The following is a 24,399-nucleotide window of genomic DNA, read 5'->3' as shown; positions in this document are numbered from 1 at the left end:
TATAGGGACACCCACCGACAAGTTCTGCCGAACGAACCGTCCATCCCCTGCCTGCCCCACCGCCCATCGCGCGACATCGACGAGAGCCATGACCGCCGTCACGCCACATCAGACCCCCGCCCCCGCCGTCGTCGACCTCTCGGTCGCCGACCTGCGCTACCGGCTGCACGATGCGCTGTCGGTGTACGTGGCCGCCATGGAGTACCCCCGGGGCACGGAGAACCACCGCGCCCCCATGTGGAACGAGCACACCACCCGAGCGGGCTGGCAGGCCGTCGCGGCGCTGCTGCCGGACGACAACGGCCGTGTCGACGCGCGTACCTCTCGGATGCTCGGCATCGCCTACGGATACCACGGTGCGCCGAACCAGTGGTGGCATCAGCAGGTGCGCGTCGGTATGCGCCGCTGCGGCTGGCCCGAACAGTCCGCGTCCGAGCTGCTTTCGAACTATTTCGAACTGACCGAGTTGCACGTGCACCCCAGCGCCCAGGGCCTCGGGATCGGCCGGACGTTGTTGCGCAGGCTGCTCACCGGTCGCGCGGAGCGGGCCGTGCTGCTGTCCACACCGGAGGTGCCCGCCGAGGAGAACCGCGCGTGGCGGCTGTACCGCCGGGAGGGATTCGACGACGTGATCCGTGACTTCGTCTTCTCCGGCGACAGCAGGCCTTTCGCCATCCTGGGCAGGCGGTTGCCGCTGTGACCGTCGTCGTGGTCGGCGGCGGCCACAACGCCCTGGTCGCCGCCGCGTATCTGGCAAGGTCCGGGCACGCGGTCGAGGTTCTCGAACGCGACGAGGTGCTGGGCGGAGCGGTGTCCACGGTGGAGCGCTTCCCCGGGCATCGGGTCGATCGCGGATCCTCGGCGCACATCATGATCCGGCACACCGGCATCGTCGAGGATCTGGAACTTGCCCGCTTCGGCCTGCGCTATATCGACTGCGATCCGTGGGGTTTCGCCCCCGCCGCCGACGGGCCGCCGATCGTGTTCCACCGAAGCCTGGACGCGACCTGCGCGTCGATCGAACGTGCCTGCGGCTCCCGCGAGGCCGACGCCTACCGCCGCTTCGTCGGCATCTGGGGACCGCGCAGCACCCGGGTGATGCGCGCGTTCGGCGCGGCGCCGCAGCCGCCGCACCTGCTGCGCTCGTTCTGGGGTCTGGACACCGGATCCGGCGGCAGCGCGCTGTCGCGGGAGTTCCTGCAGTCCGGGGACGCGCTGCTGGACAGCTTCTTCCGGGACGAGCGGCTGAAGGCGGCGCTGGCCTGGTTCGGCGCGCAGTCCGGACCGCCGATGTCGGAACCGGGGTCCGCGCCCATGGTCGGTTTCGCGGCGCTCATGCACACGCTGCCGCCGGGCCGCGCGGTGGGCGGCAGCGGCGCGCTCACCGAGGCACTGGCCGCCCGGCTGCGCGCCGACGGCGCGACCATCAGCACCGGTGAGGCGGCGACGTCCCTGCACCGCGACGGTGCCGGCTGGCGGGTGCGCACCGAGGCGGGCCGGGAGATCCGCGCGGAAGCGGTGATCGCGGGCGCGCACGTGCTGACCACGCTCGATCTGCTGGCGGCGGGCGGTTTCGACGCCGGGGTGATCGAGGACTGGCGGTCCCGTATCCGGGTCGGTCCCGGCATCGGCATGATCGTGCGCGTCGCGACCGACGCGCTGCCCGCCTATCCGGGCGCGAGCGCCGCGGAATCCGCGCGCGGGCTGCAGTTGCTGGTCTCCGATCGCGCGCAGCTCTACCGCGCGCACGGCGCGGCCTTGGCAGGCGATCTGCCGCCCCGGCCCGCGGTGCTCGCGATGAGCTTCAGCGCATTGGATCCGAGCATCGCCCCACCCGGCGAACACCAGCTCTCGCTGTGGGCGCAATGGCATCCGTATCGCCTGGCCGACGGCAGCGCGTGGAGCGAGCACGCCGAGCGCGAAGCCGACCGGATCATCGGCGAGGTGGACGCGCTGGCACCGGGATTCGCCGGTTCGGTGCGGCAGCGGTTCACGCAGACCCCGGTGGATCTGGAGCGGGAGATGGGATTGCTCGGCGGCAATGTCATGCACGTGGAGATGTCCTTGGATCAGGTGATGATGTGGCGGCCGCTGCCGGAACTGTCCGGGCAGCGGGTGCCCGGCGCCCCCGGTCTGTACCTCACCGGCGCGTCGACCCATCCCGGTGGCGGGGTCAGCGGTGCCAGCGGACGCAGCGCCGCGCGGCTGTTCCTGCGCGATCGCCGCCGCTCCCGCATCCCGTTCCTGTCGCGCCGATGAACGAATCGCCGTCGACCGCGGCGCGGTGGACCAGGCACCTGCCGATGCTCTTCACGGTGCTGCTGGTGCTCACCCAGATCGGTTATCCGCTGACCTCCGGCACCGCGCGCGACCGGGTGACGATCACCGTCGTGCTGCTGTCCGCGGCGACCGCGCTCGCGCACGCCACGATGACCCGCGGGTTCCGCTATGCCGCGGGCGTACTGGTCATCATCTCCGGGCTCGGCCTGTCCTCGGAGATCCTCGGCGTCGCGACCGGCCTGCCCTACGGCTGCTACGAATACGCCCTCGGACCGCTCGGTCCCTCGTTCGCCGAGGTGCCGCTGCTGATCCCGCTGGCCTGGACCGGCGGGCTGTATCCGGTCTGGGTGGTGGCCACGCTGCTGGCCGACCGTGCGGGCGCGGCCCGCGAGCCGGCGCGCATCGTGCTCACGATGGCAGGCGCGCTGGGCTGGGATCTGTTCCTCGATCCGCAGATGGTCGACGACGACCGATGGACCTGGTGCGACACCGATTCCGGACTGCCGGGCATCCCCGAGATCCCGCTGACCAACTATCTCGGCTGGCTGGTGGTCGCGCTGTTCATGGCGCTGGGACTCACGATCTGGGAGCGCGCCGCGCCGCCGCCTTCCCGGCAACGGTCGGGCGTGGACAACACCGTGCCGGTGGTGGTCTTCCTGTGGACCTGGCTGGGTTCGGCGCTGGCGCACCTGGTCTTCCTCGGGCTGCCCGTCTCGGCGGGTTACGGCTTCGTCGGAATGGGGGTGCTCGGCGTCCCCCTGCTGGTCGTGCTGGTCCGGCACGGGTTCGCGAGCGTGGTGCGTCCGCCCGGGTGATGCGCCGAATCACCGTGTCGGCGGCTGCCCTTTGGCGCCGGCCGCGGGGGGCCTGGCACGATGTGACCCGTGCGATCGAGTGCAGCCACCCCACCCGCCGCGACCACCGCGGTCGTTTCACGGCCGACGGCGCGGGTTCGCGTCGCGTCCGCCGTCCTGCTCGCCGCCCTGCTGGTGCCGATGCTGGCCGGGTGCCTACGGGTGCAGGTCTCGATGGGGGTGTCGTCCAACGACCGAGTATCCGGGCGGATCGTCGCGGCCGTGGTTCCCGCCTCCGCGGAGGACACCGGGCCACAGCTGACCGCACCGGAATCGTTGGCGTCCAAGGTGCGCGTGGAGCCGTACAACCAGGACGGCTATGTCGGCAGCAAGGTGTTCTTCGAGGACCTGTCCTTCGGCGATGTGCAGCAACTGTCCCAGCTCAACGAGCAGGCTCAGGGCATGATCCAGCTGCAGTTCCAGCGGGTGGGCGACCTGGTGTCGCTGAACGGGCGCATCGACCTGAAATCGGTGCCGCCGCACGGCTCGGACGTGCAGTTCACCATCGCCTTCCCGGCGCGGGTCGCCAAGACCAACGGCACCCGTGAGGGCGACAACACGGTCTCGTGGAAGCTGCCGCCCGGAGAGGTGTCCACGCTGCGCGCCGAAGTGGGCTATCCCGACCCGAACACCCGCTCGTTCGCGGGCTGGGCGGGCATCGTCGGCGGCATCACCCTGGCGGTCGCGGCGATCGTGGCGGGCATGGCCTACCTCAATCGCAACCCGACGCCCGAAGCCCCCGAACACCAGTTCTCCTGGCGGCGCTGGTGGCGCTCGGTCAAGCAGTTCCGCTGAGGCCGGCCGCCGCCGCGACCGGCCTGGGCACGGGCCTCGCGCTGACCGGCTGCGTCATCGCCCTCGTCAACCGGTTCACCGTGCCCCGCCTGCACCCGAGTCTCGCGGTACTCGAACCGGTCACGGTGTGCGTACCCGCACGCGACGAGGCGAGCAGGCTGCCCGATCTGATCGCCGACCTGCGTGCCCAGGTCGGCGTCCCCCGGTTGCGCGTGCTGATCCTCGACGACGGGTCCTCGGACGGCACCGCCGAACTCGCCCGTGCCGCCGCAGGCGAGGACGCGCGGATCACCGTCCTGCGGTCGGAGGATCCGCCTCCGTCGGGCTGGACGGGAAAAGCCGCGGCCTGCGCTCGGCTGGCCGTCCACGCCGGGGCCACCGACGCCCATCCCGCCGCGTTCACCGGTGCCCGCGCCCCCGGCCCGACAGCTCGTGTCGACGCCGACAGCGGTCGGCCCGAGTTCCCTGCCGGTGACCGGCTCGGCCCTACCTCCGGGAAGCGGACCGAATCCGCTGCGCGCGAACATCAGGACGCCCCCGCCGAGACCCCGTCCGGCGAGCGACGCACGTCCGTGGTCGGCTCCCGCGCGGTGGTCCCGTCCGCGCCGTCCGTGGTGGTCTTCCTCGACGCGGACGTACGTCTGGCACCGCAGGCGATCGCGGCGGCGGTAGCCGAACTGCGGCGCAGCGGTGCGGCGATGGTCGCGCCCTGGCCCTGGCAGCGCTCCGGGTCGCGGGCGGAGGCGCTGGTGCAGCCGTTGCTGTGCTGGTCGTGGGCCTCGACTCTGCTGGTGCCGTTCGGTAATCGGAGTCTGCGGCCGAGCACCGTGGTGTCCTGCGGGCAGTTCCTGGTGTTCGACGCCCCGGCCTATCGTGCGATCGGCGGGCACGAGTCGGTGGCGGGCAGCCCGATCGAAGACCTCGACATCGCCCGTGCGTTGCGCCGGGCCGGATCGTCCACCCGGGTGGTGGCGGCCGGTCCGCTGGCGAGCACCCGGATGTACCGTGGCGCAACCGAACTCGAGGCCGGGTACACCCGCTGGCTGTGGTCGGCCCACGGCGGTTCCCCGACGGCGGCGACGGCGGTCGCCGTCGCGGCGGGCGCGGCGTACGTTCTTCCTCCGGCCGCCGCGGTGTTCGGACACGGACGGCTACGCCGAACCGGCGCGCTCGGCTACGCGGCGGCGGTCGCGGGCAGGCTGCTGGCCCGCCGTCTCGAGACCGGGGCCGCGTTGCGCGCGAGCGATGTGAGTTCGGCGCTCGCGCACCCGATCGCGGTGGCGGTTTACCAGTTGCTGACGCTCCGCTCGCATCGCGCGCGGCGGCGGGGCGCGGTGCGCTGGAAGGGACGTCCGGCCGTCACGACGCGGTCGTGAGCGCGCCCGAGCAGAACCGGCTGCGGGGTGGCCGTCGAAGCGGGCGAACAGGATCCGCGTGTGGACGGCGTGTCCGCGACGACCGTGCCGCGGGTGCGGGCGGGCGCGACGCTCAGGCGCGCGCGGGAGCCGGGGACACGCCGTAACCGAGGTTGGTGAGCACCTCGCTGGTCGCTTTGGCGAAGTTCAGTGTGATGAAGTGCAGGCAGGGCGCGCCCTCGTCGATGAGGCGCTGCGCCATCTCGGTGGCGATCTCGATACCCGCCTCGCGCACGGCGGCCTTGTTCTCCTCCGGTCCGTCTCCGGCCGCGCGACGCAGCCGCTCCAGGACCGGGGCGGGCAACGGTCGCCCGCACAGTTCCTCGGCGCGGGTGACGGTGCGCAGCGAGGTGATCGGCATCAGCTCGGGAATGATCGGCTTGGCACCCTCGATCGGGTCGAGCGCGGCGACCCGATCCCGCAGCCGCAGGTAGTGCTCGACCTCGAAGAACATCTGGGTGATCGAATACTCGGCGCCCGCACGCAGTTTCGCGACCAGGAATTCGGTGTCGGAGTCCAGGTCGGGCGAGCGGTGGTGGCCTTGCGGGAAGGAGGCGACACCGACGTGGAAGTCGCCCAGATCCCGGACGATGCGCACCAGTTCCTCCGCGTACTCCACCCCCTCGGGGTGGCGGTGCCATTCGCCGAGCGGGTCGCCGGGCGGGTCGCCGCGCAGCACCAGGATGTTGCGGATGCCCGAATCGGCGTAGGCGCCGACCAGCGAACGCAGTTCGGCCACGCTGTGCCCGACGGCGGTCAGATGGGCCACCGGAAGCAGCGTGGTCTCCTGCGCCAGCTGACCGGTGACCCGCACCGTCCGGTCCTTGGTGGAGCCGCCCGCGCCGTAGGTCATCGACACGAAGGCCGGATGCATGCACTCGAACTCCCGCACCGCGCGCCACAGCCGCGCCTCGCCCGCGGCGTCGCGGGGAGGGTTGAACTCGACGGAGAACGGCACCGCACGGCCCTCGTGGGCCCGCAGGCTCTGCACCACCGACGGTGTGCCGGAGATGGACGAGGGCGCGGGATCGACAGTCACCGGTCCAGTGTAGTGAGACCCCTTCGTGGCGAGCGCCCGCTCATGCGCTCGGGCGCAGAACACCAGGTCAGGGCTCGTTTCGACGCGCGCGGAGAGCCCGCTGATCACACCTTGCGCACATGCGAGTATTCTTCGTGGCGGCGGCATCGTGAGTTCGCGCACTCGCGCGCGCTGACGCCTGCCAGGACGACCCGACAGAACCCAGCCCCGCATACTGCCCGATACATCCCGGCAGCAACGACCGGGCAGCAACGACACCGTGACCTTGGAGGTTCCTCTGTCCGCCGGACCCGGTACTCCGACACGAATCCCTGCCGCCGGGACACCGGCGCCGACGCTGGGATCCGCGGAATTCGTCGTCTCCGTGGAAGCCGCGCTCGTCGCGTTCTTCGCCGACCGCCGCCCCTCGGTGAGTGCGCTCGGCCCGGTCTTCGAGGAAGCCGCCGACACTCTCGAAGCGTTCGTGCTTCGCGGCGGCAAGCGCACCAGGCCCGCCTTCGCCTGGCACGGCTGGCTGGGCGCGGGCGGCGACGAGGACTCGGCCGAGGCCGACGCGGTCCGCAAAGCCTGCGCCGCGCTGGAACTGGTCCAGGCATGCGCGCTCGTCCACGACGACATCATCGATTCCTCGCGCACCCGGCGGCGCTTCCCCACCGTGCACGTCGACTTCGAACAGCGTCACCGTGAGCGCGGATGGTCCGGCGACCCGGCCCACTTCGGTGTCGGTGTCGCCATCCTGATCGGCGATCTGGCGCTGGCCTGGGCCGACGACATGGTGCACGCCGCGGGCCTCGACGAAGCCGCGCTCGCGCGCTTCGCCCCGGTGTGGGCCGCGATGCGCACCGAGGTGCTCGGCGGACAGCTGCTCGACATCAACGGTGAAGCCGGCCGGGACGATTCGGTCGAGGCGGCGATGCGGATCAACCGCTACAAGACCGCCGCATACACCGTGGAGCGGCCGCTGCACCTCGGCGCCGCGATCGCGGGCGCCGACGACGGCCTGATCAGCGCCTATCGCACCTTCGGAACCGACATCGGCCTCGCCTTCCAGCTACGCGACGACCTGCTCGGGGTGTTCGGCGACCCGGAGGTGACCGGCAAGCCCTCCGGCGACGACCTGCGCGAGGGCAAACGCACCGTGCTGCTGGCCGAGGCACTGCGCCGGGCCGACGCCACAGACCACACCGCGGCGGCACTGCTGCGGGACAGCATCGGCACCGATCTGGATGCCGAGGACGTGGAACGCCTACGCGCCGTGCTCGTCGAGCTCGGCGCCGTCGACGATGTGGAACAACGCATCGCCGATCTCACCGAACGCGGCTTGGCCGCATTGGAAACCAGTTCGGCCACACCCGCCGCGAAGCAGACCCTTCGCGGTATGGCGCTGGCCGCTACCAGGAGGACTGCATGAAAGCCGTTGTGTCGCCCGCCCATCGGGTGATCACCGTCGGGGCCGGGCCCGCCCCGCGCGGCACAGGCAAGCGCCGTGGCAAGGCACTGGCCGCCCTCACCGAACGCCGGGTGATCCTCGGCGCCTCGCTGCCCACGCGGCGCGACTTCCCCGTGCCCAGGTCGTGCTCCGCGCTGCCCGAGGACACCCTCTTCGAAGAAGAAGACTTCATCGAGGACTGACACGCCGACTCCCACCACATCCGATTCCAGCCTCGCCGGGTCCGGCTGCGGGGCCGTGCCCTGATGCGCCCGGGTAACCTGCGCACCGGGGCGCCCGCACGCACGCGGCACGGAGGACGAGCGTAGTCCGGGGCGGTAACGACACTCAGGTGACGAGGAGTCCAGATGAAAACCGTTGCGGGACCGACCGACCGGGTCGTGGTGATCGGAGCGGGCCTGTCCGGGCTGGCCGCGGCGCTGCATCTGACCGGGTCGGGGCGGCAGGTCACCCTGCTCGAGCGTGCGGACCATCCCGGCGGCCGGGTCGGGCGCTACATCGGCCCCGACTATCGGATCGACTCCGGCGCCACCGTGCTCACCATGCCCGAGCTCGTCGACGAAGCGCTCGCCGCCGTGGGGCACACCCGCGCCTCCGCGCCGGTGCCACTGGAGGTCCTCGCGCTGTCGCCGAGCTATCACGCCCGCTACGCCGACGGCACCGACATCCGTGTCTTCGCCGATCCCGACCTGATGGCCGAGGAGGTCGCGCGCACCTGCGGCCCGGACGAGGCCGTGCGCTACCGACGGCTGCGGGACTGGCTGGCCGCGATCTATCGCGCCGAGTTCGCCGAATTCATGGACGCCGACTTCGACTCGCCGCTGGACATGGTGCGCACACCGGCGAAACGCGCCGCACTGCTCGACCTGGTCCGGCTCGGCGGATTCGGCAGTCTCGGCGCGAGGATCGACCGTCTGCTCACCGACCGCCGCCTGTCGCGGCTGTTCACCTTCCAGGCCCTCTACGCGGGCATGGCCCCGGCCGACGCGCTCGCCGTCTATGCCGTGATCCCGCACATGGACACCTCGATGGGCGTCTACTTCCCGCGCGGCGGGATGAGCGCGGTCGCCGAGACCATGGCCTCTGCCCTCACCGACGCGGGCGGCACGCTGAGACTGAACAGCGAGGTCGCGCGGATCGACTACGCGGGCAAGCGCGCGACCGGGGTGGTGCTCGCCGACGGCGAACGCGTGCCGTGCGACGCGGTCGTGCTGACCGCCGACCTGGGGTCGATCGAGCGTTTCGGCGGCAGACTGCGACGGGGACTGCGCGCGTCTCCCTCGGCGGTCGTCGCGCACGGCACCATCCCTGCCGAGGTCGCCGCGAGCTGGCCGATCCAGGCGCACCACACCATCGATTTCGGCGCGGCCTGGGAAGAGACCTTCCGCGAGATCGCCACCCGCCGCGGCAAGGGCAAGCTGATGAGCGAACCCTCCCTGCTGCTGACCCGGCCCGCACTGACCGATTCGGAGCTGTTCGTCACCCGCGCCGACGGCCGTCACGAACCGCTCTCGATCCTCGCGCCGTGCCCGAATCTGGACAGCGCGCCGCTGGATTGGGACCGCCTGGCCCGGCCCTATCTCGGCGAACTGCTGTCGCTGCTGGAACAGCGCGGCTACCGCGGCATCGCCGAGCACTTCACCGTCGATCACCTCGACACCCCGTACACCTGGCGCGCCCGAGGGATGCTGGCGGGCACGCCGTTCGCGACCGCGCACCTGTTCCGGCAAACCGGCCCGTTCCGCACCCGTAACATGCCCCGCTTCGCCGACAACGTGGTCCTCGCCGGTTGCGGCACCGTCCCCGGCATCGGGGTACCGACCGTGCTGCTGTCAGGCAAACTGGCGGCACACCGGATCATCGGCGTCGCGGAACAGACCCCGGGAGAACCCGCCCGGTCCAGGGCGAGCGTCCCGCCGGACAACTACTAAACTGACTGCCGACCATATCCACACGCGGTTGCGACCGCCGATCTCGCCCGGGGGAACCGACACGACATGCATCCCCCCGACACGAGCACCGCAGCCCCCGCCCAAGTCGTCGTGACCGGCGCCGTTCCCGGCGGAGGCCGCACTCGGATGCAGGCCTGGGCCGACTTCGCCCGCAGTCCCGAGGGCCACGCGGCACTGCTCGGTTTCGTCGGCGCGGCGCTGATCACCTTCGGCGGGTTCGGCGCGGGCAGCGTCCGCACCCGCGATCCGCTGCTCGAGGCGCTGCACCTGTCCTGGCTGCGATTCGGCCACGGGTACGCGCTGTCGACGATTCTGATCTGGGCAGGCGTGCTGGCCATGATCACCGCCTGGGTGCGGCTGGGTCGCAGCACCCTCGGCTTCGGCGGCCGCCCCGTGCACGTGACGCTCAACGAACTGCGCGCCATCGTCGGCATCTGGATCTTCCCGCTGCTGTTCGCGGTGCCCATGTTCAGCCGCGACGCCTACTCCTATCTCGCCCAGGGCGCACTGCTGCGCGACGGATTCGATCCGTACACGGTCGGTCCGGTCGCCAATCCCGGCGTGCTGCTGGACAATGTGAGTCCGGTGTGGACCACCACCACCGCTCCCTACGGTCCGGCCTTCCTCTTGCTCGGGCGCGCGATCACCGCGATCACCGGCGACGACGTGGTCTCGGGCACCATCGCCCTTCGCCTGGTGATGTTGCCGGGCCTGGCGCTGATGATGTGGGCGGTGCCGTACCTGACCAAGCACCTCGGCGGCAGGCCCACCGTGGCCCTGTGGCTGGCGGTGCTCAACCCGCTGGTGCTCATCCACCTCATCGGCGGGGTGCACAACGAGATGCTGATGGTGGGGCTGATGTGCGCGGGCATCGCGCTGGTGCTCGAACGCCATCATGTGGCGGGCATCGTCGTCGTCGCGATAGGCGTGGCCATCAAGGCGACCGCAGGCGTGGCGTTGCCGTTCCTGGTGTGGATCTGGATGCTGCACGAACGCGAACGGCGGGCGCTCGAACGCGCCGCGCTCGACCCGAACGCCGAGCGCGATCCGGCCTCGAGCGAGAAATCCGGGCAGCCCGACGCGGCCAAGCCGGGGCCCGACATGCCGCATCCCGTGCTGACCTTCGCCAAGATCGCCGGTCTCGGCCTGAGTGTGTTCGCGGCGGTGTTCGTCGCCGCCTCCGCCATCGCCGGCGTCGGGATCGGCTGGCTGACGGCGTTGTCGGGGTCGAAGAAGATCATCAACTGGCTGTCGCTGCCGACCGTCATGGCGCACGCCACCACCTGGATCACGAACCTGCGCCTGGAATCGGTACTGAGCGTGACCCGCACCCTGTGCGCGGTCGCGCTGGTGGTGGTGCTGGTGGCGACCTGGTGGCGGTTCCGCCACAGCGAGCGCGAGGCCGTCTTCGGCATCCTCATCGCGTTCGTCGCGATCGTGATCCTCTCCCCCGCCGCGCTGCCCTGGTACTACTCGTGGCCGCTGGCGCTGGCCGCCGGTTTCGCGTTGTCGACAACGACCTCGATGGTGCTGGTCGGTATATGCACCTGGCTGATGCTGGTCTTCCAGCCCGACGGCTCCATCGGCCTGTACAACTTCTGGCATGTGGCCGCGGCGACCTTCGTCGCCGTGGTGGCCGCGTTGTCGCTGCGGCACGTGGACCCGCTGCGACTGGGCACCTCCTCGGCGGCACCGCGTGAACCCGTGGCACTCTCGGCGCCCGCGGCGGAGCCCGCGACCGTCGCCCGCGCGTGAACGACCACGCCGACGACGCGCGTAGCGCCCCCACAACGCCCGATCCGGCGTCACCCGCCTCCACCGCGGTGGACCCGGCCGCGGTGGATCTAGCCGCGGCGTATCGCCGCTGTCGCGACGTCTCGGCGGCGCACGGGCGGACCTACCACCTGGCGACCAGGCTGCTGGCCCCGCACCAGCGGCCGGCGGTCCACGCGCTGTACGCCTTCGCCCGGGTCGTCGACGACATCGTCGACGTCGCCGAGTACCCGAATCTCGTGCCGCCGACCGTCGGCGGCCCGACAGCGTTTCGCCGAGCGGCAGCGGTGGCGGCGAGGCGAACGCCAGGGGCAGGTCGGGCCGCGACACCCGAGGGCGTGGTCGGCGACGACGCCGCAGCCACCCTCGGCGACGCCGCCGCAGCCACCGGGAGTCGACCGGGGCCGGTCGACCTGCTGGACGTCATCGAGGCGCAGGTGCACGCCGCGCTCGGCGTACCGTCGGATCGTCCGCGCGACCACGCGGGCGACGCCGAGATCGCGCGGGCGCTGCCCGAGATATGGCCCGCGGCGCTGGCCGCGTTGACCGACACCGTGCGCCGCTTCACCATCGCGCCGGAGCACTTCTGGACCTTCCTGGACTCCATGCGGATGGACATCCCCGGCTCGCCGACCTTCCGCGACCGGTACGCCGACTTCGCCGAGCTGCGCGAATACATGCGCGGCTCCGCGGCGGCCATCGGCCTGCAGTTGGTGCCGGTGCTCGGCACGGTCGGGCCGCGCGCGGAGGCCGAGCTTGCGGCCGCGGCGCTGGGCGAGGCGTTCCAGCTCACCAACTTCGTGCGCGACGTCGCCGAGGATCTCGACCGCGGGCGGATCTATCTGCCCGCGGAGGAACTCACGGCCTTCGGCGTCACCGAGGAACTGCTGGCGCACTGCCGCGCGACCGGGAACACCGACGCCCGGGTGCGGCGCGCGCTCGCCCACCTGATCGCCGTCGACCGCGACCTGTACCGGCGCGCCGAGGCGGGCATCGATCTGCTCACGCCGCGAGTGCGCCCGGCCATCCGGACCGCGAGTGTGCTGTACGCGGGGATCCTGGAGCGCATCGAGGACTCCGGGTACGCGGTGTTCACCGAACGCGCGGTGGTGCCGCGACGACGCAAACTCGCCGTCGCGGCGGGGCAGTTCCTCAGGGCCGCGATGTCCAGCCGGTGACCGGGACGCGACTCGTCGAACCGCCGGTCAGAAAGGCTCGGCGGCGGCCCGGCGCACCACTTCGCGGGCGAGCGGCCCGTGCAGTGCTTCGACCGGCGTGCCCGGCAGGCTCGGGTCGTCGGTGAAGATCCACTCCAAGATCTCCTCATCGGTGTACTTCGCGTCCCGCATCACCGTGATGAGACCGGGCAGCATCTTGACCACCTCGCCGGAGGAGTCGAAGAAGATCTCCGGAACACCGGCCACGCCGTCACGGCGCACCGCGAGGAGCTGATGCTCGCGCAACATCTGATGTACGCGGGTCACCAGCACCCCGAGCCTTTCGGCCACTTCCGGAACCGACAACAGGGGCACCGAGTCCGACAGCACGTCCTTGCTGCAGGGGAATGAGCTCACGGTAGACAACGGTAGTCGGTGTGGGCCGCCCACATCCAACGGCATGGTTACCATCAGGGGGTCGCAGAGCGCGGCCGCTGATTTCGGAGGACATCACTGGTGATCGGGCAGATGCTGGACGGCCGCTATCGGATCGACGCGCCGATCGCCCGCGGCGGCATGTCGACGGTCTTCCGTGGCGTGGACACCCGGCTCGACCGTCCGGTCGCCATCAAGGTGATGGACCCGAAGTTCGCGGGCGACCCGCAGTTCCTGACCCGCTTCGAACTCGAGGCGCGCACCGTCGCCAGGCTCAGCCACCCGGCGCTGGTGGCAGTGTACGACCAGGGCATCGACGGCGAACATCCGTTCCTGATCATGGAGCTGGTGCAGGGCGGCACGCTGCGGGAATTGCTGCGCGAACGCGGTCCGATGCCACCGCACGCCGCGCGCGCGGTGGTCGAGCCGGTGCTCGCGGCGATCGGCGTCGCGCACCGTCAGGGCCTGGTGCACCGCGACATCAAGCCGGAGAACGTGCTCATCTCCGATGCCGGTGAGGTCAAGATCGCCGATTTCGGCCTGGTGCGCGCGGTCGCCGCGGCCAACACCACCGCGGCAGGCGTGATCCTCGGCACCGCCGCCTACCTCTCGCCCGAACAGGTGACCACCGGCCAGACCGACGCCCGCAGCGATGTCTACGCCTTCGGCATCCTGCTGTTCGAACTGCTCACCGGTCAGGTGCCGTTCACCGGCGACAATTCGCTGTCGGTCGCCCTGCAGCGGGTCGACAACGACGTCCCCAGCCCCAGCAGCTACATCGACGGCGTCCCGATCGAATTCGACGAGCTGGTCGCCAAGGCCACCGCGCGTGAACCGGCGCACCGTTTCGCGAATGCCGACGAGATGCTCGCCGAACTGCGCCACATCGCCGCGCAGCTGGATCTGCCGCCCTACCGGGTACCCGCACCGCAGGACTCCGCCGAGCATCTCAGCGCTCGCCATCGCGCCGCCGATCTGTCCCAGGCAGCCTTCGGCCAACCGCCCGCGCACCCTCCCGCCGAGCAACCGCACCACCACCGGACCAGGGTGGTGACCGGTCCGCAGCCGCACCAGGACGACTACGACGACTACGACGACCACGGCGGCTACGCACCCGCCGACTACGCGCCCAGCGCGTACAACCAGCCCGGGCGCCCGGCGGCGCCACACTACGAGCCCGCGGGCGCGCACTCGCCCTACCGCGCCGCGCAGTCCAACTCGCGGCGCACCACGCTGATCTGGGTCGCCGTCGTCGCCGCGCTCACCCTGCTGGTCGGCATCGGCGGCTGGTGGCTCGGCGTCGGCCGCTACAGCGCGGTCCCGCCGATCGCGGGGTTGACCGCCGAGCAGGCCACCGAGGCGATCATCGAGGCCGGGTTCACCGCACAGACCGAGCCCAAGGCCTCCGACACGGTGCCGGTCGGCGGCGTGGTGGGCAGCGATCCGCCCGCTGGTGCCAAAATCACCAAGGGCTCCACGGTCTCGGTGCTGGTATCCAACGGCAAGCCGAAGGTTCCCGCGGTACAGCCGGGCGACGACATCGACTCGGTGATCGCGCAGATCGAGGACGCCGGGCTCACCCCCGTGCGCGCCGGGGAGACCGGCAGCGCCGCCCCCGAGGGCACCCTCGCGAAGGTCGAACCCCAGCCGGGCACGGTGCTCCCGCTCAACGGACAGGTCAAGGTGTACATCAGCAACGGCGCACAGCCCGTGCAGGTGCCCGATGTCCGCGGCAAGACCGTCGAGGAGGCTGAGGCGGCGCTGGCCGCCGTCGGCATCACCGTGCGCAGCACCACCGAGACCTACGACAAGACCATCGAAGCGGGCAGCGTGATCAGCACCGATCCGGTCGAGGGCACCACGATCGACCCCGGTCAGGGCGTGTCCCTGGTGGTGTCCAACGCGGTGAAGATCCCCGGCGTGATCGGCAAGAGCGTCGCCGACGCCCGCGAGATCCTCGAACAGCTCGGCCTGCAGGTGCAGGTGCGTCAGCTGACCCCGCGCGACAGTTCGGTGGTCATCTCGCAGAGCCCGACCATTGCCAACAAGGTCCAGCCGGGTTCGACCGTCACCCTCATCGCGCTCCCCTGAGCCGCGATGCGGTTCCGGCGACGGCCTCGTCCCCCGTACCCGACCGCGCACCTGCGATCGGGTTCACCGTCCCGGACCGGGCCGTCTCCACGAGCGCGTCCCACCCCGCCCGATCCCGCACAAGCGCCCAGGACACCAAAGTCCTGGGCGCTCCGAGCGGGCGGGTCAGCCGAGTATCAGCGCAGCATCTCCGCGACCAGGAAAGACAACTCGAGCGACTGCTGGGTGTTCAGGCGCGGGTCGCAGGCGGTCTCGTAGCGGCCGCTGAGATCCAGATCCGAGATGTCCTGGGCGCCGCCGAGGCATTCGGTGACATCCTCGCCGGTCAGCTCGATGTGCAGGCCGCCGGGGTGGGTGCCCAGCGCGCGATGCACCTCGAAGAAGCCCTGCACCTCGTCGACGATACGGTCGAAATGCCTGGTCTTGAAGCCGGTGGAGGCCTCGTGGGTGTTGCCGTGCATGGGATCGCACTGCCAGATCACTTGGTGACCGGTGGCCTGCACCTTCTCGATGATCGGCGGCAAGGCGTCACGCACCTTGCTGTTGCCCATTCGCGAGACGATGGTCAGCCTGCCCGGCTCGTTTCTCGGGTCGAGCCGCTCGACGTATTCGACCGCCTGTTCGGGAGTCGTGGTCGGCCCGATCTTCAGGCCGATGGGATTGGCCAGCAACTCGGCGAAGGCGACATGTGCGCCGTCGAGCTGACGGGTGCGCTCACCGATCCACAGGAAGTGCGCCGACAGGTCGTAGAGCAGCGGCTCCCCGGTCACCGGGTGCTCGCTCAGGCGCAGCAGCGCGCGCTCGTAGTCGAGGACGAGCGCCTCGTGGCTGGCATAGATGCGCGCGGACTGCAGGCTCGGGTCGTTGACCCGGCAGGCCTTCATGAAGGCCAGGCCGCGATCGATCTCCTCGGCCAGCGCCTCGTAGCGCGCGCCCGCCGGGGACTTGGCCACGAAGTCACGGTTCCAGTCGTGCACCTTGTGCAGATCGGCCATGCCCGCGCTGGTCAGCGCGCGCACCAGGTTCATCGCGGCGCTGGCGTTGGCGTAGGCGCGCACCAGGCGGGACGGATCGTGTTCGCGCAGCGCCGGGTCGTCGACCAGCGAGTTGACCATGTCACCGCGGTAGGACTTCAGGCCCTTGGCGTCGATGTCCGACGAGCGCGGCTTGGCGTACTGGCCGGCGATGCGGGCGACCTTCACCACCGGCAGGCTCGCGCCGTAGGTCAGCACCACGGCCATCTGCAGCAGCGTGCGGATGTTGCCGCGGATGTGCGGTTCGGTGTTGTCGGCGAAGGTTTCCGCGCAGTCGCCGCCCTGCATGAGGAAGGCTTCGCCGCGCGCGACCTCGGCCAGCCGATCCTTCAGTTCCTCCACCTCGGTGGGCAGGCAGATCGGCGGCACGCTCTCCAGGACGGTGCGCATGTCCGCCGCCAGTCCGGCGTCCCACGACGGCTGCTGCAACGCGGGACGGGCCAGAGCGTCGTCCAGGCGCCTGCGCAACTCCACAGGCAACGGGGGCAGTTCCGGCAAGCGATCGATGGGTACGTCGACGGTCCAGTTCACCAGTTCAGAATACGTACCGGCGGGTCCGGCGACATCGCGCGGGATGGGTGAAAAATCCTCCTCGCGGGGGTGGACTCTTTCACTCCGGCGACCCCTTGCGCCCGCGCACCAGACCCGGCACATAGGGTGAGGTGTGCGCGGGCAACCCCGCAGGCACCAGGGGAACAATCGAGGAAGGTCGATCGCGCTGCGGTATTTCTACGACTGCGAGTTCATCGAGGACGGTCGGACGATAGACCTGATCTCCATCGGGGTCGTCTGCGAGGACGGGCGCGAATACTACGCGGTATCCACCGAGTTCGATCCCGAGCGGGCCGGGTCGTGGGTGCGCAAACACGTCCTGCCGCAGCTGCCCGCCCCGTCCTCGCCGCGGTGGCGCAGCCGGGCGCAGATCCGTGACGACCTGTTCGCCTTCCTCGTCCCGCGCGCCACCGTGCAGCCGGAGCTGTGGGCCTGGACGGGCGCCTACGACCACGTCGCGCTGGTACAGCTGTGGGGGTCGATGACAGGTCTGCCGACCGCGCTGCCGCGCTACACCAACGAACTGCGCCAGCACTGGGAGGCGCACGGGCGTCCCCCGCTGCCTCCGGTGCCGCAGGACGCGCACGACGCGCTGGCCGACGCCAGGCACAACTTCGCCAAGTTCGAGGCCATAGAGGCTGCGCGCAGGCGCTGAGGTCCGCTGCGCGCAGGCGCTGAGGTCCGCTACGCGCAGGCGCTGAGGTCAGCCGCACGCGAGACATCGAGAACACGCCGCGCGGGGTGGAACCGCCACCGACGCGCGTACGCGACGGGCCCCGCATCGCTCGATGCGGGGTCCGTCGGCGTTCGGCAGCAGCAGCCTCTTCGGCTCCGGACAGCCCGAAGGCCCCGAGTCGTCGGACTCGGGGCCTCCGGGAAGGGTCCGCGCTCAGTGCGCGTGCGAGGAGCCCTTGGCCTCCTCCTGGACCTTCTGCAACGCCTCGAGCTGGGCGTGTTCGGCCGCGTGCTCGAGAGCCACATTGCGGGCGGCCTCCTCGGCCGGGTCCGCGCGCAGGAACGAGCCGGTGCCGGGCTTGCCCGCCAGGCCGAGCTTGTTCATCTTCTTCGGCACCGCGGCGCCCTGGTACTCCAGCGGCAGCGGGTGTCCGTGCGCGTCGACCGGGCCGAGCGGCTGGTGCACCTCGATGTACTCACCGTGCGGCAGGCGCTTGATCACGCCGGTCTCGATGCCGTGCTCGAGCACCGCGCGGTCGCTGCGCTGCAGACCCAGGCAGAACCGGTAGGTGACGAAGTACGCCAGCGGCGGGACGACCAGCAGGCCGATGCGGCCCATCCAGGTCGTCGCGTTCAGCGAGATGTCGAACTTCAACGCGATGATGTCGTTGACGCACGAGAGCGTGAGCACCACGTAGAACGCGATCGCCATGGCGCCGATCGCGGTGCGGACCGGAACGTCGCGCGGACGCTGCAGCAGGTTGTGGTGCACGTCGTCGCCGCCGACGAGCCGCTTCTCGATCCACGGGTAGGCGATCAGGACGGTGAACACCAGACCCATGATCAGCGCGACCCAGAACGCCGCCGGAATCGTGTACCGACCCAGGTAGAGCTCCCACGCCGGCATCAGGCGCGCCATGCCGTCGGTCCACATCATGTAGAAGTCGGGCTGCGAACCCGCCGAGACCTGGGAGGGGTTGTACGGCCCCAGGTTCCAGATCGGGTTGATCTGCAGCACGCCGCCCATGATGCCCACGATGCCGAGGGTGAAGGCGAAGAACGCGCCCTGGTCGGCGGCGAACACCGGTACGATGCGCGCGCCCACCACGTTGTTCTCGGTACGGCCGGGGCCGGGGAACTGGGTGTGCTTCTGGTACCAGACCAGCGCCACGTGGGCGGCGATCAGGGCCAGGATGATGCCGGGCAACAGCAGCACGTGCGCGATGTACAGACGCGGGATGATGATGTCGCCGGGGAAGTCGCCGCCGAACATCAGCCAGTGCAACCAGGTACCGATCACCGGGACGCCGATGGTGATGCCGGAGAACGCGGCCCGCAAACCGGTGCCGGACAGCAGGTCGTCGGGCAGCGAGTAGCCGAAGAAGCCTTCGAACATCGCCAGGATCAGCAGCAGCGAGCCGATGACCCAGTTGCCCTCACGCGGCTTGCGGAACGCGCCGGTGAAGAAGATGCGGAACAGATGGATGATGATCGACGCCGCGAACAGCAGGGCTGCCCAGTGGTGGATCTGGCGCACGAACAGACCGCCGCGGACCTCGAAGGAGATCTCCAGGGCCGTCTCGTACGCGCGGGACATGCCGACGCCGCGCAGCGGCTGGTAGGCGCCGTTGTAGGTGACGTGCGCCATCGACGGGTCGAAGTACAGCGTCAGGTAGATACCCGACAGCAACAGGATGATGAAGGCGTAGAGCGCGATCTCACCGAGCAGGAACGACCAGTGGGTCGGGAAGACCTTGTTGATCGAACGCTTCATGAACGCGGCGGCGCGATACCGCTCGTCCACCCCGTTGGCTTGGGCTGCGACTGAAGGGCTCATGAACGACGCTCCCAGAAGGCCGGTCCGAGCGGCTCGATGAAGTCGCCTGCGGCGACCAGGAAGCCCTCGGAGTTGACGGTGATCGGCAGCTGAGGCAGCGCACGAGCGGCGGGACCGAAGATCGGCTTACCCCACTCGGTCGCCGAGAACTGCGACTGGTGGCAGGGGCACAGGATCCGGTTGGTCTGCTGCTCGAACAGCGAGGTCGGGCAGCCGAGGTGGGTGCAGATCTTCGAGTAGGCGAAGTAGTCGCCGTAGTTGAAGCTCTCCTGGCCCTTACGCTTGATCGCCTTGTCGGCGTCTTCGGTGCGCAACCGGATCAGCATGACAGCGTTACGGATGCCGCGCAGCGACTGCAGAGTCGCGTGGCTGTCGCCGCGCCACGATTCCTTCCACGGGAACACGGTTTCCATGGAACCGGCGTCCAGATCCTCCGGACGCACCAACACGATGTCCTCCGGGCGACCGGTGTCGCGCCGCAGGTAGATGGTCTCGCCCGGGTAGTCGGGGGTCCAACCGGACACCCACAGCGGCGACTTGTCGCCCTTGGCCCACGGGTTCTTGACCATGCCGCCGACGAAGACCAGCAGCGAGCCGATGCCGAGAATGCCGACGCCCGCACCCGCGGTACGGGTGATCATCTTGCGACGTCCCAGCGTGGAGGTCTCCCCCGCGTCCTGCAACTGCGCGATGAGGGTCCGCCGCTCCACCTCGGGCGAGGGGCCGTCGTGACGTTCCTGCACCGAGATCTCGGCCGGGATGAACTTCTTGCGGATCAGCAGCACCGCGATGCCGATGACCAGCACCGAGATACCGAAGGTCAGGCCGACCAGCGGGGTGAACAGCGAGTAGGCGCTGTGGCCTTCCTCGCCGTAGCCCTTGAATTCCCACGGCCAGAACAGGAACACGCCCACGAGAGCGGCGGCCGCGAGACCGGACACCGCGAACCAGAAAGTCACCTGGCGTTCGGCGCGCTTCTCGGCCCGGGTGCCCGGCACCGGGAAACGCTCGGCGCGGTAGACGACCTCGACGCCGTCCCGCTTGGTGCCGAGTGCGACGAGTTCGTCGCGCGTCATCGCGTCCAGCTCGTCCTCGGTCGGGTCGGCCGGGGTGGTCACCGGCTCCTTCGACACTTCTGGCCCCTCGTCCGGCCGGCTCACGTCTCGCTCCTGTTCACTCATGATCGGGATCCGATCCACATCGCCGCACCGACGGTGAGCACGATTCCGACGATCCAGATGGCCACGGCCTCGGTGGCGGGTCCGAACCCGCCGAGCCCGTACCCACCGGGGGTGGCCTCTTCGGCCGCGTTCTTGATGTAGGCGATGATGTCGCGCTTTTCCTCCGGCGTCAGCTGACGGTCGGAGAACTTGGGCATGTTCTCCGGGCCGGTCAGCATGGCCGCGTAGATCTGCTGTTCGCTGGCGGGTTCCAGCGGCGGGGCGTACTTGCCGGAGGACAGCGCGCCGCCCTTGCCGGTGAAGTTGTGGCACGACGCGCAGTTCATCCGGAACAGCTCCGAACCGCGGCCGATGTCGTCACCGCGCAGGGACTCCTGGGCGATCTCGCCGTTCTCGTCGCGCACCACGGTGGGGCCACCGCCGTTGGCGGCGATGTAGGCGCCGAGGGCGTCGATCTGGTTGGCGTCGAACTTGGCGGGCTTGCGCGCGGCCTGCGCCTGGTTGGCGGCCAGCGGCATACGCCCGGAGGACACCTGGAAGTAGACCGCCGCCTCGCCGACGCCGATGAGGCTCGGACCGCGATCGGTCACGCCCTGCAGGTTGGCACCGTGGCAGGTGACGCAGGAGGTGTCGTAGAGCTGTTGTCCCTCGCGGATCAGCGCGGACTGGTCCTGATTTGCCGTGGCGACCTGGGGCTCAGGAGTCAACGCGGTAGCGAGGAAGCCGGCTCCGACCAGGCCCACCAGGAGCGCGAGCCCGCCCGCGACGCGACGACGGGCGCGCCGCTGCTTGCGGGTCTTGCTGGCCTGGCCGTTCCCGGGGCTGGCGGGCTCTGGCGCTGACGGGGGAGATGAACTCATCTGTGTCCCTTATGGAGTAGACGGAACCGACTTGTGCGAAGTGTGGAGTCCGAGCGTCGTATCGTCCGACGCCGGCCCCGGCGACTCAGCGAACGAAGTAGATCGTGGCGAACAGACCGATCCAGACGATGTCGACGAAGTGCCAGTAGTACGACACGACGATCGCGGCGGTGGCCTGCGCCGGGGTGAACTTGCTGACCTTCGTGCGGATCAGCAGGAAGACGAAGGCGATGAGACCGCCGATGACGTGCAGGCCGTGGAAGCCGGTGGTGATGTAGAACACCGAACCGTAGGCGCTGCCGGAGATCGACGTGCCCTCTTCGACCAGGTGGATGTACTCGTACCCCTGGCCGAGCACGAAGAACGTGCCCATCGCGAGGGTGAGCAGATACCAGCGGCGCAGGCCGAACACGTCGCCGCGCTCCGCCGCGAACACGCCCATCTGGCAGGTGAACGACGACGCCACCAGCACGGCGGTGACCGGCACGGCGAGCCCGAGGTTCAACTCGGTCGGTTCCGGCGGCCAATTGCCCTGAGCTTGGGCGCGCGCCACGAAGTACATCGCGAACAGGCCGGCGAAGAACATCAACTCGCTCGACAGCCAGATGATGGTACCGACGCTGACCATGTTGGGCCGGTTCAGCGAATGCACACGCTGAGTAATGGCCGATCCTGGGGTCCCTACTGCGGTCGTCACAGGGGTAAGTATGACTCTTCGTAGTACGACGCGGGTACCGGGGTCGGAAAGTGGGCCCGACGTGTCGGAAATGGCGGGCGGGGAGATGGTCTCGACCACGCGCGCGGCGATCCGGGCCGACGCCAGCATGACAGGCTGATATGTGGAAATCCTGAGACGATGTGGAAATCCTGAGACGAGGCCCAGAACTTTCGAGCGAGGAGTACACGTGGCCGGGCGATCACCGATCGGACGTATCTGGCGACGGCTCGGCGGGCGCGGCGCCGAAGTGGAACTGGACCCACGGGCGGCCGACCTGACCGTGGTGGCCGAGAGCTTCGACGACGCCGAAGCATGTTCGACCGCGCTCGACCGCGCCGCCCGGTTCGACGCGACGCGACCCGCGCTGCTCCGTCATCACCTGCGGGTGCCCGACCGGCAGGTGGAACGGGTGTGCGAGATCGCCGCGCAGGACGGCTACGCCCCCGCGCCGGGCTCGCCTGCACCCGACGGCGAGTGGATGCGGGTGGTGCTGTGCCGTACCCAGGTGGTCGACGCGCTGCACTGCGCGCAGGAACGCTCGAGGATGGCCGGGCTGGCGCAGCGACACGACGGGCACGCCGACGGATGGGACGTGATGCAGCCCCCGGCCCGCGGATGAGGTGTCCCCGCGACCGGACACGCCCCTCGCTGCGACGCGAAGGTGACCGGGCGGGCGCGACGGCGCACCGATACTCGATCCGCACCGGCGCCCGCGCGCACTAGGCTGCTCGACAGGACCGGGCTCCTCAGCGATCGGTTCATGTGTCGGATCTCGATGCGCACCCGATTCCGCGCCGGTCGGCGGGGACGGGCGCCGGAAGGAACAACAAGATGAGCGGTCAGCTCCCGGAAGCGCAAGCCGTACCTGCCGAGCGGGACCGCGCGCGCGACTGGCCGCAGATCCTCGGCGCGCTCGCCGACGGACGTGACCTGACCGCCGCCGACACCGCGTGGGTGATGGACGAGATCATGTCCGACAACGCCACCAGCGCCCAGATCGCCGCCTTCGGCGTCGCGATCAAGATCAAGGTGCCGACCCCGGCGGAACTCGACGGCTTGGCCCGCGGCATGTTCGCGCACGCGCGCCTGGTGAGCATCGACGGCGACGCGGTCGACATCGTCGGCACCGGCGGCGACCGTTCCGGCTCGGTGAACATCTCCACCATGTCCTCGATCGTGGTCGCCGCCGCCGGGGTACCAGTGGTCAAGCACGGCAATCGCGCGGCCTCGTCCAAGAGCGGCGGCGCCGACGTGCTCGAGGCGCTGGGGGTGAAGCTCAACCTCGGTCCCGAGGCGGTGGCGCGGTGCGTGCGCGAGGTGGGCATCGGTTTCTGCTTCGCGCCCGTCTTCCATCCCGCGCTGCGGTTCGCGGGCGCCGCCCGCAGGGAGATCGGGATCCCCACCGTCTTCAATGTGCTCGGTCCGCTGACCAACCCGGCCCGGCCGCGCGCCGGGCTCATCGGCTGCGCCTTCCCCGAACTGCTCGAGGTGATCGCCGGGGTCTTCGCCGACCGCGGCGCGGGTGCGCTGGTGGTGCGCGGCGCCGACGGCCTGGACGAGATCACCACCTCCGATGTCACCGACGCCTGGATCGTCGCCGACGGTCGCAAGCGCCGCACCACCATCGACCCGACCCGCCTCGGTATCGAGCGCGTCCACCTGGACGCCTTGCGCGGCGGCGACGCGGAGGTCAACGCGGGCGTGGCGCGCTCGGTGCTGGCCGGAACCACCGGCGCGGTCCGCGACGCGGTGCTGGTGAACTCGGCGGCCGCGATCGTCGCCTACGACCTGTCACGAGGGGTGGGCGATGCGGACGCCGACGTGCACGAGGCGCTCGGCGCGGCGATCGAGCGCGCCGCGGCGGCCATCGACAGCAGCAAGGCGGCCGAACTACTCGACCGCTGGGTGCAGCTGACCCGTTCTCTCGGCGACGCCTAGCGACGGCACCTCGCCTGCCGGGGTGCCGGTCCGGGGCCGTCGAGCGCGGGCGCCGACGGGCTGGACCGATCCGCGGGCCGAGTCACTCACCGATCGAGAAGCCGTTCTCGGTGTCCGCGCGCGAGTAGGACTTGAAGGCGATGTGCGTGGTGGTGCGCTCGACACCGGGCACCTTGCCGATCCGCCCGGTGACCACCTCGGCGATCTGCTCGTGGTCACGCACCCGGACCATCGCGATCAGGTCGACGTCCCCGGCACAGGAATAGACCTCGGTCACGCCCTCGGTGTCGGCCACGGCCTGCGCGGTCTCCGGGATGCGGGCGTTGTCGGCGTGGATCAGCACGATCGCGTTAATCATGGGAT

General features: G+C 70.3%; 22 protein-coding genes. 14 read left to right on the top strand and 8 right to left on the bottom strand.

Annotated elements, in window-relative coordinates; all coding sequences use genetic code 11:
* Positions 1-88: 88 nt before the first annotated feature.
* The 5 genes from IU449_RS22360 (at position 89) to IU449_RS22340 (ending at position 5,305) form a co-directional block, all read left to right on the top strand.
* Complete coding sequence (locus tag IU449_RS22360) at positions 89-700, top strand: GNAT family N-acetyltransferase (protein ID WP_195004056.1); 612 nt, start codon at positions 89-91, stop codon at positions 698-700.
* Positions 697-2,259: a phytoene desaturase family protein gene (locus IU449_RS22355; RefSeq protein ID WP_195004055.1), complete on the top strand. Its 1,563-nt coding sequence runs from the start codon at positions 697-699 to the stop codon at positions 2,257-2,259. The genes IU449_RS22360 and IU449_RS22355 overlap by 4 nt, the downstream gene beginning before the upstream one ends.
* Positions 2,256-3,095, top strand: a complete 840-nt coding sequence (locus tag IU449_RS22350) for a carotenoid biosynthesis protein (RefSeq protein ID WP_195004054.1) — start codon at positions 2,256-2,258, stop codon at positions 3,093-3,095. Before IU449_RS22355 ends, IU449_RS22350 begins: the two co-directional genes overlap by 4 nt.
* Before the next feature lie 180 nt (positions 3,096-3,275).
* Positions 3,276-3,929, top strand: a complete 654-nt coding sequence (locus tag IU449_RS22345; protein ID WP_228805552.1) for an LppM family (lipo)protein — start codon at positions 3,276-3,278, stop codon at positions 3,927-3,929.
* Positions 3,930-4,009: 80 nt separating this feature from the next.
* Positions 4,010-5,305 carry a glycosyltransferase gene (locus tag IU449_RS22340; RefSeq protein WP_416382229.1) on the top strand — a complete coding sequence of 432 codons (1,296 nt, stop codon included), beginning with the start codon at positions 4,010-4,012 and terminating at the stop codon, positions 5,303-5,305.
* Positions 5,306-5,417: 112 nt separating this feature from the next.
* Here the strand turns inward: IU449_RS22340 and IU449_RS22335 are convergent, their stop codons facing one another.
* Positions 5,418-6,383 (bottom strand): methylenetetrahydrofolate reductase, encoded by a 966-nt coding sequence (locus IU449_RS22335; RefSeq protein ID WP_416382222.1) that lies wholly within the window; start codon positions 6,381-6,383, stop codon positions 5,418-5,420.
* A gap of 265 nt (positions 6,384-6,648) precedes the next feature.
* Between IU449_RS22335 and IU449_RS22330 the strand changes: the two genes are divergently transcribed.
* The 5 genes from IU449_RS22330 (at position 6,649) to IU449_RS22310 (ending at position 12,736) form a co-directional block, all read left to right on the top strand.
* Positions 6,649-7,794: a polyprenyl synthetase family protein gene (locus tag IU449_RS22330; RefSeq protein WP_195004143.1), complete on the top strand. Its 1,146-nt coding sequence runs from the start codon at positions 6,649-6,651 to the stop codon at positions 7,792-7,794.
* Positions 7,791-8,015 carry a hypothetical protein gene (locus IU449_RS22325; protein WP_195004052.1) on the top strand — a complete coding sequence of 75 codons (225 nt, stop codon included), beginning with the start codon at positions 7,791-7,793 and terminating at the stop codon, positions 8,013-8,015. Before IU449_RS22330 ends, IU449_RS22325 begins: the two co-directional genes overlap by 4 nt.
* 165 nt (positions 8,016-8,180) lie before the next feature.
* Positions 8,181-9,764 carry a phytoene desaturase family protein gene (gene crtI, locus IU449_RS22320; protein ID WP_195004051.1) on the top strand — a complete coding sequence of 528 codons (1,584 nt, stop codon included), beginning with the start codon at positions 8,181-8,183 and terminating at the stop codon, positions 9,762-9,764.
* Between the two features lie 66 nt (positions 9,765-9,830).
* Positions 9,831-11,540, top strand: a complete 1,710-nt coding sequence (locus IU449_RS22315) for an alpha-(1->6)-mannopyranosyltransferase A (protein ID WP_416382220.1) — start codon at positions 9,831-9,833, stop codon at positions 11,538-11,540.
* A gap of 68 nt (positions 11,541-11,608) precedes the next feature.
* Positions 11,609-12,736, top strand: coding sequence for a phytoene/squalene synthase family protein (locus IU449_RS22310; protein ID WP_195004142.1), 1,128 nt, complete (start codon positions 11,609-11,611; stop codon positions 12,734-12,736).
* Between the two features lie 27 nt (positions 12,737-12,763).
* Here IU449_RS22310 and IU449_RS22305 read toward each other — a convergent pair whose 3' ends face one another.
* Complete coding sequence (locus IU449_RS22305; RefSeq protein ID WP_195004050.1) at positions 12,764-13,132, bottom strand: Rv2175c family DNA-binding protein; 369 nt, start codon at positions 13,130-13,132, stop codon at positions 12,764-12,766.
* 99 nt (positions 13,133-13,231) lie between these two features.
* Here IU449_RS22305 and pknB point away from each other — a divergent pair, with 99 nt between their 5' ends.
* Positions 13,232-15,241, top strand: a complete 2,010-nt coding sequence (gene pknB / locus IU449_RS22300; protein WP_324188375.1) for a Stk1 family PASTA domain-containing Ser/Thr kinase — start codon at positions 13,232-13,234, stop codon at positions 15,239-15,241.
* A gap of 176 nt (positions 15,242-15,417) precedes the next feature.
* Here the strand turns inward: pknB and IU449_RS22295 are convergent, their stop codons facing one another.
* On the bottom strand, positions 15,418-16,806 hold the full coding sequence (locus tag IU449_RS22295) for a class II 3-deoxy-7-phosphoheptulonate synthase (protein ID WP_195004049.1): 1,389 nt from the start codon (positions 16,804-16,806) through the stop codon (positions 15,418-15,420).
* A gap of 187 nt (positions 16,807-16,993) precedes the next feature.
* On the opposite strand from IU449_RS22295, the gene IU449_RS22290 reads away from it, so the two are divergent.
* On the top strand, positions 16,994-17,482 hold the full coding sequence (locus tag IU449_RS22290) for a polyadenylate-specific 3'-exoribonuclease AS (protein ID WP_195004140.1): 489 nt from the start codon (positions 16,994-16,996) through the stop codon (positions 17,480-17,482).
* Positions 17,483-17,716: 234 nt separating this feature from the next.
* Here the strand turns inward: IU449_RS22290 and IU449_RS22285 are convergent, their stop codons facing one another.
* The 4 genes from IU449_RS22285 to IU449_RS22270 all read right to left on the bottom strand — a co-directional run bounded on the left by IU449_RS22285 (position 17,717) and on the right by IU449_RS22270 (position 22,077).
* Positions 17,717-19,339: a cytochrome b gene (locus IU449_RS22285; RefSeq protein ID WP_195004048.1), complete on the bottom strand. Its 1,623-nt coding sequence runs from the start codon at positions 19,337-19,339 to the stop codon at positions 17,717-17,719.
* Positions 19,336-20,520 carry a ubiquinol-cytochrome c reductase iron-sulfur subunit gene (locus IU449_RS22280; RefSeq protein ID WP_267468378.1) on the bottom strand — a complete coding sequence of 395 codons (1,185 nt, stop codon included), beginning with the start codon at positions 20,518-20,520 and terminating at the stop codon, positions 19,336-19,338. The genes IU449_RS22285 and IU449_RS22280 overlap by 4 nt, the downstream gene beginning before the upstream one ends.
* Positions 20,517-21,380 carry a c-type cytochrome gene (locus IU449_RS22275; RefSeq protein WP_195004047.1) on the bottom strand — a complete coding sequence of 288 codons (864 nt, stop codon included), beginning with the start codon at positions 21,378-21,380 and terminating at the stop codon, positions 20,517-20,519. Before IU449_RS22275 ends, IU449_RS22280 begins: the two co-directional genes overlap by 4 nt.
* Positions 21,381-21,465: 85 nt before the next feature.
* The gene (locus IU449_RS22270; protein WP_195004046.1) at positions 21,466-22,077 is read right to left on the bottom strand and encodes a cytochrome c oxidase subunit 3; all 612 of its coding nucleotides are present in this window, start codon (positions 22,075-22,077) and stop codon (positions 21,466-21,468) included.
* Positions 22,078-22,285: 208 nt separating this feature from the next.
* Between IU449_RS22270 and IU449_RS22265 the strand changes: the two genes are divergently transcribed.
* A complete protein-coding gene (locus tag IU449_RS22265) occupies positions 22,286-22,717 on the top strand; it encodes a ribonuclease E inhibitor RraB (RefSeq protein WP_416382217.1) in 432 nt (143 codons plus the stop codon).
* Between the two features lie 212 nt (positions 22,718-22,929).
* Positions 22,930-24,036, top strand: a complete 1,107-nt coding sequence (gene trpD, locus IU449_RS22260; protein WP_195004045.1) for an anthranilate phosphoribosyltransferase — start codon at positions 22,930-22,932, stop codon at positions 24,034-24,036.
* 82 nt (positions 24,037-24,118) lie between these two features.
* Here the strand turns inward: trpD and IU449_RS22255 are convergent, their stop codons facing one another.
* Complete coding sequence (locus tag IU449_RS22255) at positions 24,119-24,394, bottom strand: Lrp/AsnC family transcriptional regulator (protein WP_195004044.1); 276 nt, start codon at positions 24,392-24,394, stop codon at positions 24,119-24,121.
* Positions 24,395-24,399 lie beyond the last annotated feature (5 nt).

Source organism: Nocardia higoensis (assembly GCF_015477835.1).
Taxonomy (GTDB): domain Bacteria; phylum Actinomycetota; class Actinomycetes; order Mycobacteriales; family Mycobacteriaceae; genus Nocardia; species Nocardia higoensis_A.
The sequence above is the reverse complement of the archived record's forward strand: the minus strand, read 5'-3'. Positions and strand labels throughout refer to the sequence as shown.

What these genes read in the sequence shown, in the direction of transcription:
- IU449_RS22275 (WP_195004047.1), bottom strand. Translation starts at nt 21,380, where the DNA reads ATGAGTTCATCTCCCCCGTCAGCGCCAGAGCCCGCCAGCCCCGGGAAC.
- crtI (WP_195004051.1), top strand. Translation starts at nt 8,181, where the DNA reads ATGAAAACCGTTGCGGGACCGACCGACCGGGTCGTGGTGATCGGAGCG.
- IU449_RS22280 (WP_267468378.1), bottom strand. Translation starts at nt 20,520, where the DNA reads ATGAGTGAACAGGAGCGAGACGTGAGCCGGCCGGACGAGGGGCCAGAA.
- IU449_RS22350 (WP_195004054.1), top strand. Translation starts at nt 2,256, where the DNA reads ATGAACGAATCGCCGTCGACCGCGGCGCGGTGGACCAGGCACCTGCCG.
- trpD (WP_195004045.1), top strand. Translation starts at nt 22,930, where the DNA reads ATGAGCGGTCAGCTCCCGGAAGCGCAAGCCGTACCTGCCGAGCGGGAC.
- IU449_RS22285 (WP_195004048.1), bottom strand. Translation starts at nt 19,339, where the DNA reads ATGAGCCCTTCAGTCGCAGCCCAAGCCAACGGGGTGGACGAGCGGTAT.
- IU449_RS22315 (WP_416382220.1), top strand. Translation starts at nt 9,831, where the DNA reads ATGCATCCCCCCGACACGAGCACCGCAGCCCCCGCCCAAGTCGTCGTG.
- IU449_RS22325 (WP_195004052.1), top strand. Translation starts at nt 7,791, where the DNA reads ATGAAAGCCGTTGTGTCGCCCGCCCATCGGGTGATCACCGTCGGGGCC.
- IU449_RS22345 (WP_228805552.1), top strand. Translation starts at nt 3,276, where the DNA reads ATGCTGGCCGGGTGCCTACGGGTGCAGGTCTCGATGGGGGTGTCGTCC.
- IU449_RS22360 (WP_195004056.1), top strand. Translation starts at nt 89, where the DNA reads ATGACCGCCGTCACGCCACATCAGACCCCCGCCCCCGCCGTCGTCGAC.
- IU449_RS22255 (WP_195004044.1), bottom strand. Translation starts at nt 24,394, where the DNA reads ATGATTAACGCGATCGTGCTGATCCACGCCGACAACGCCCGCATCCCG.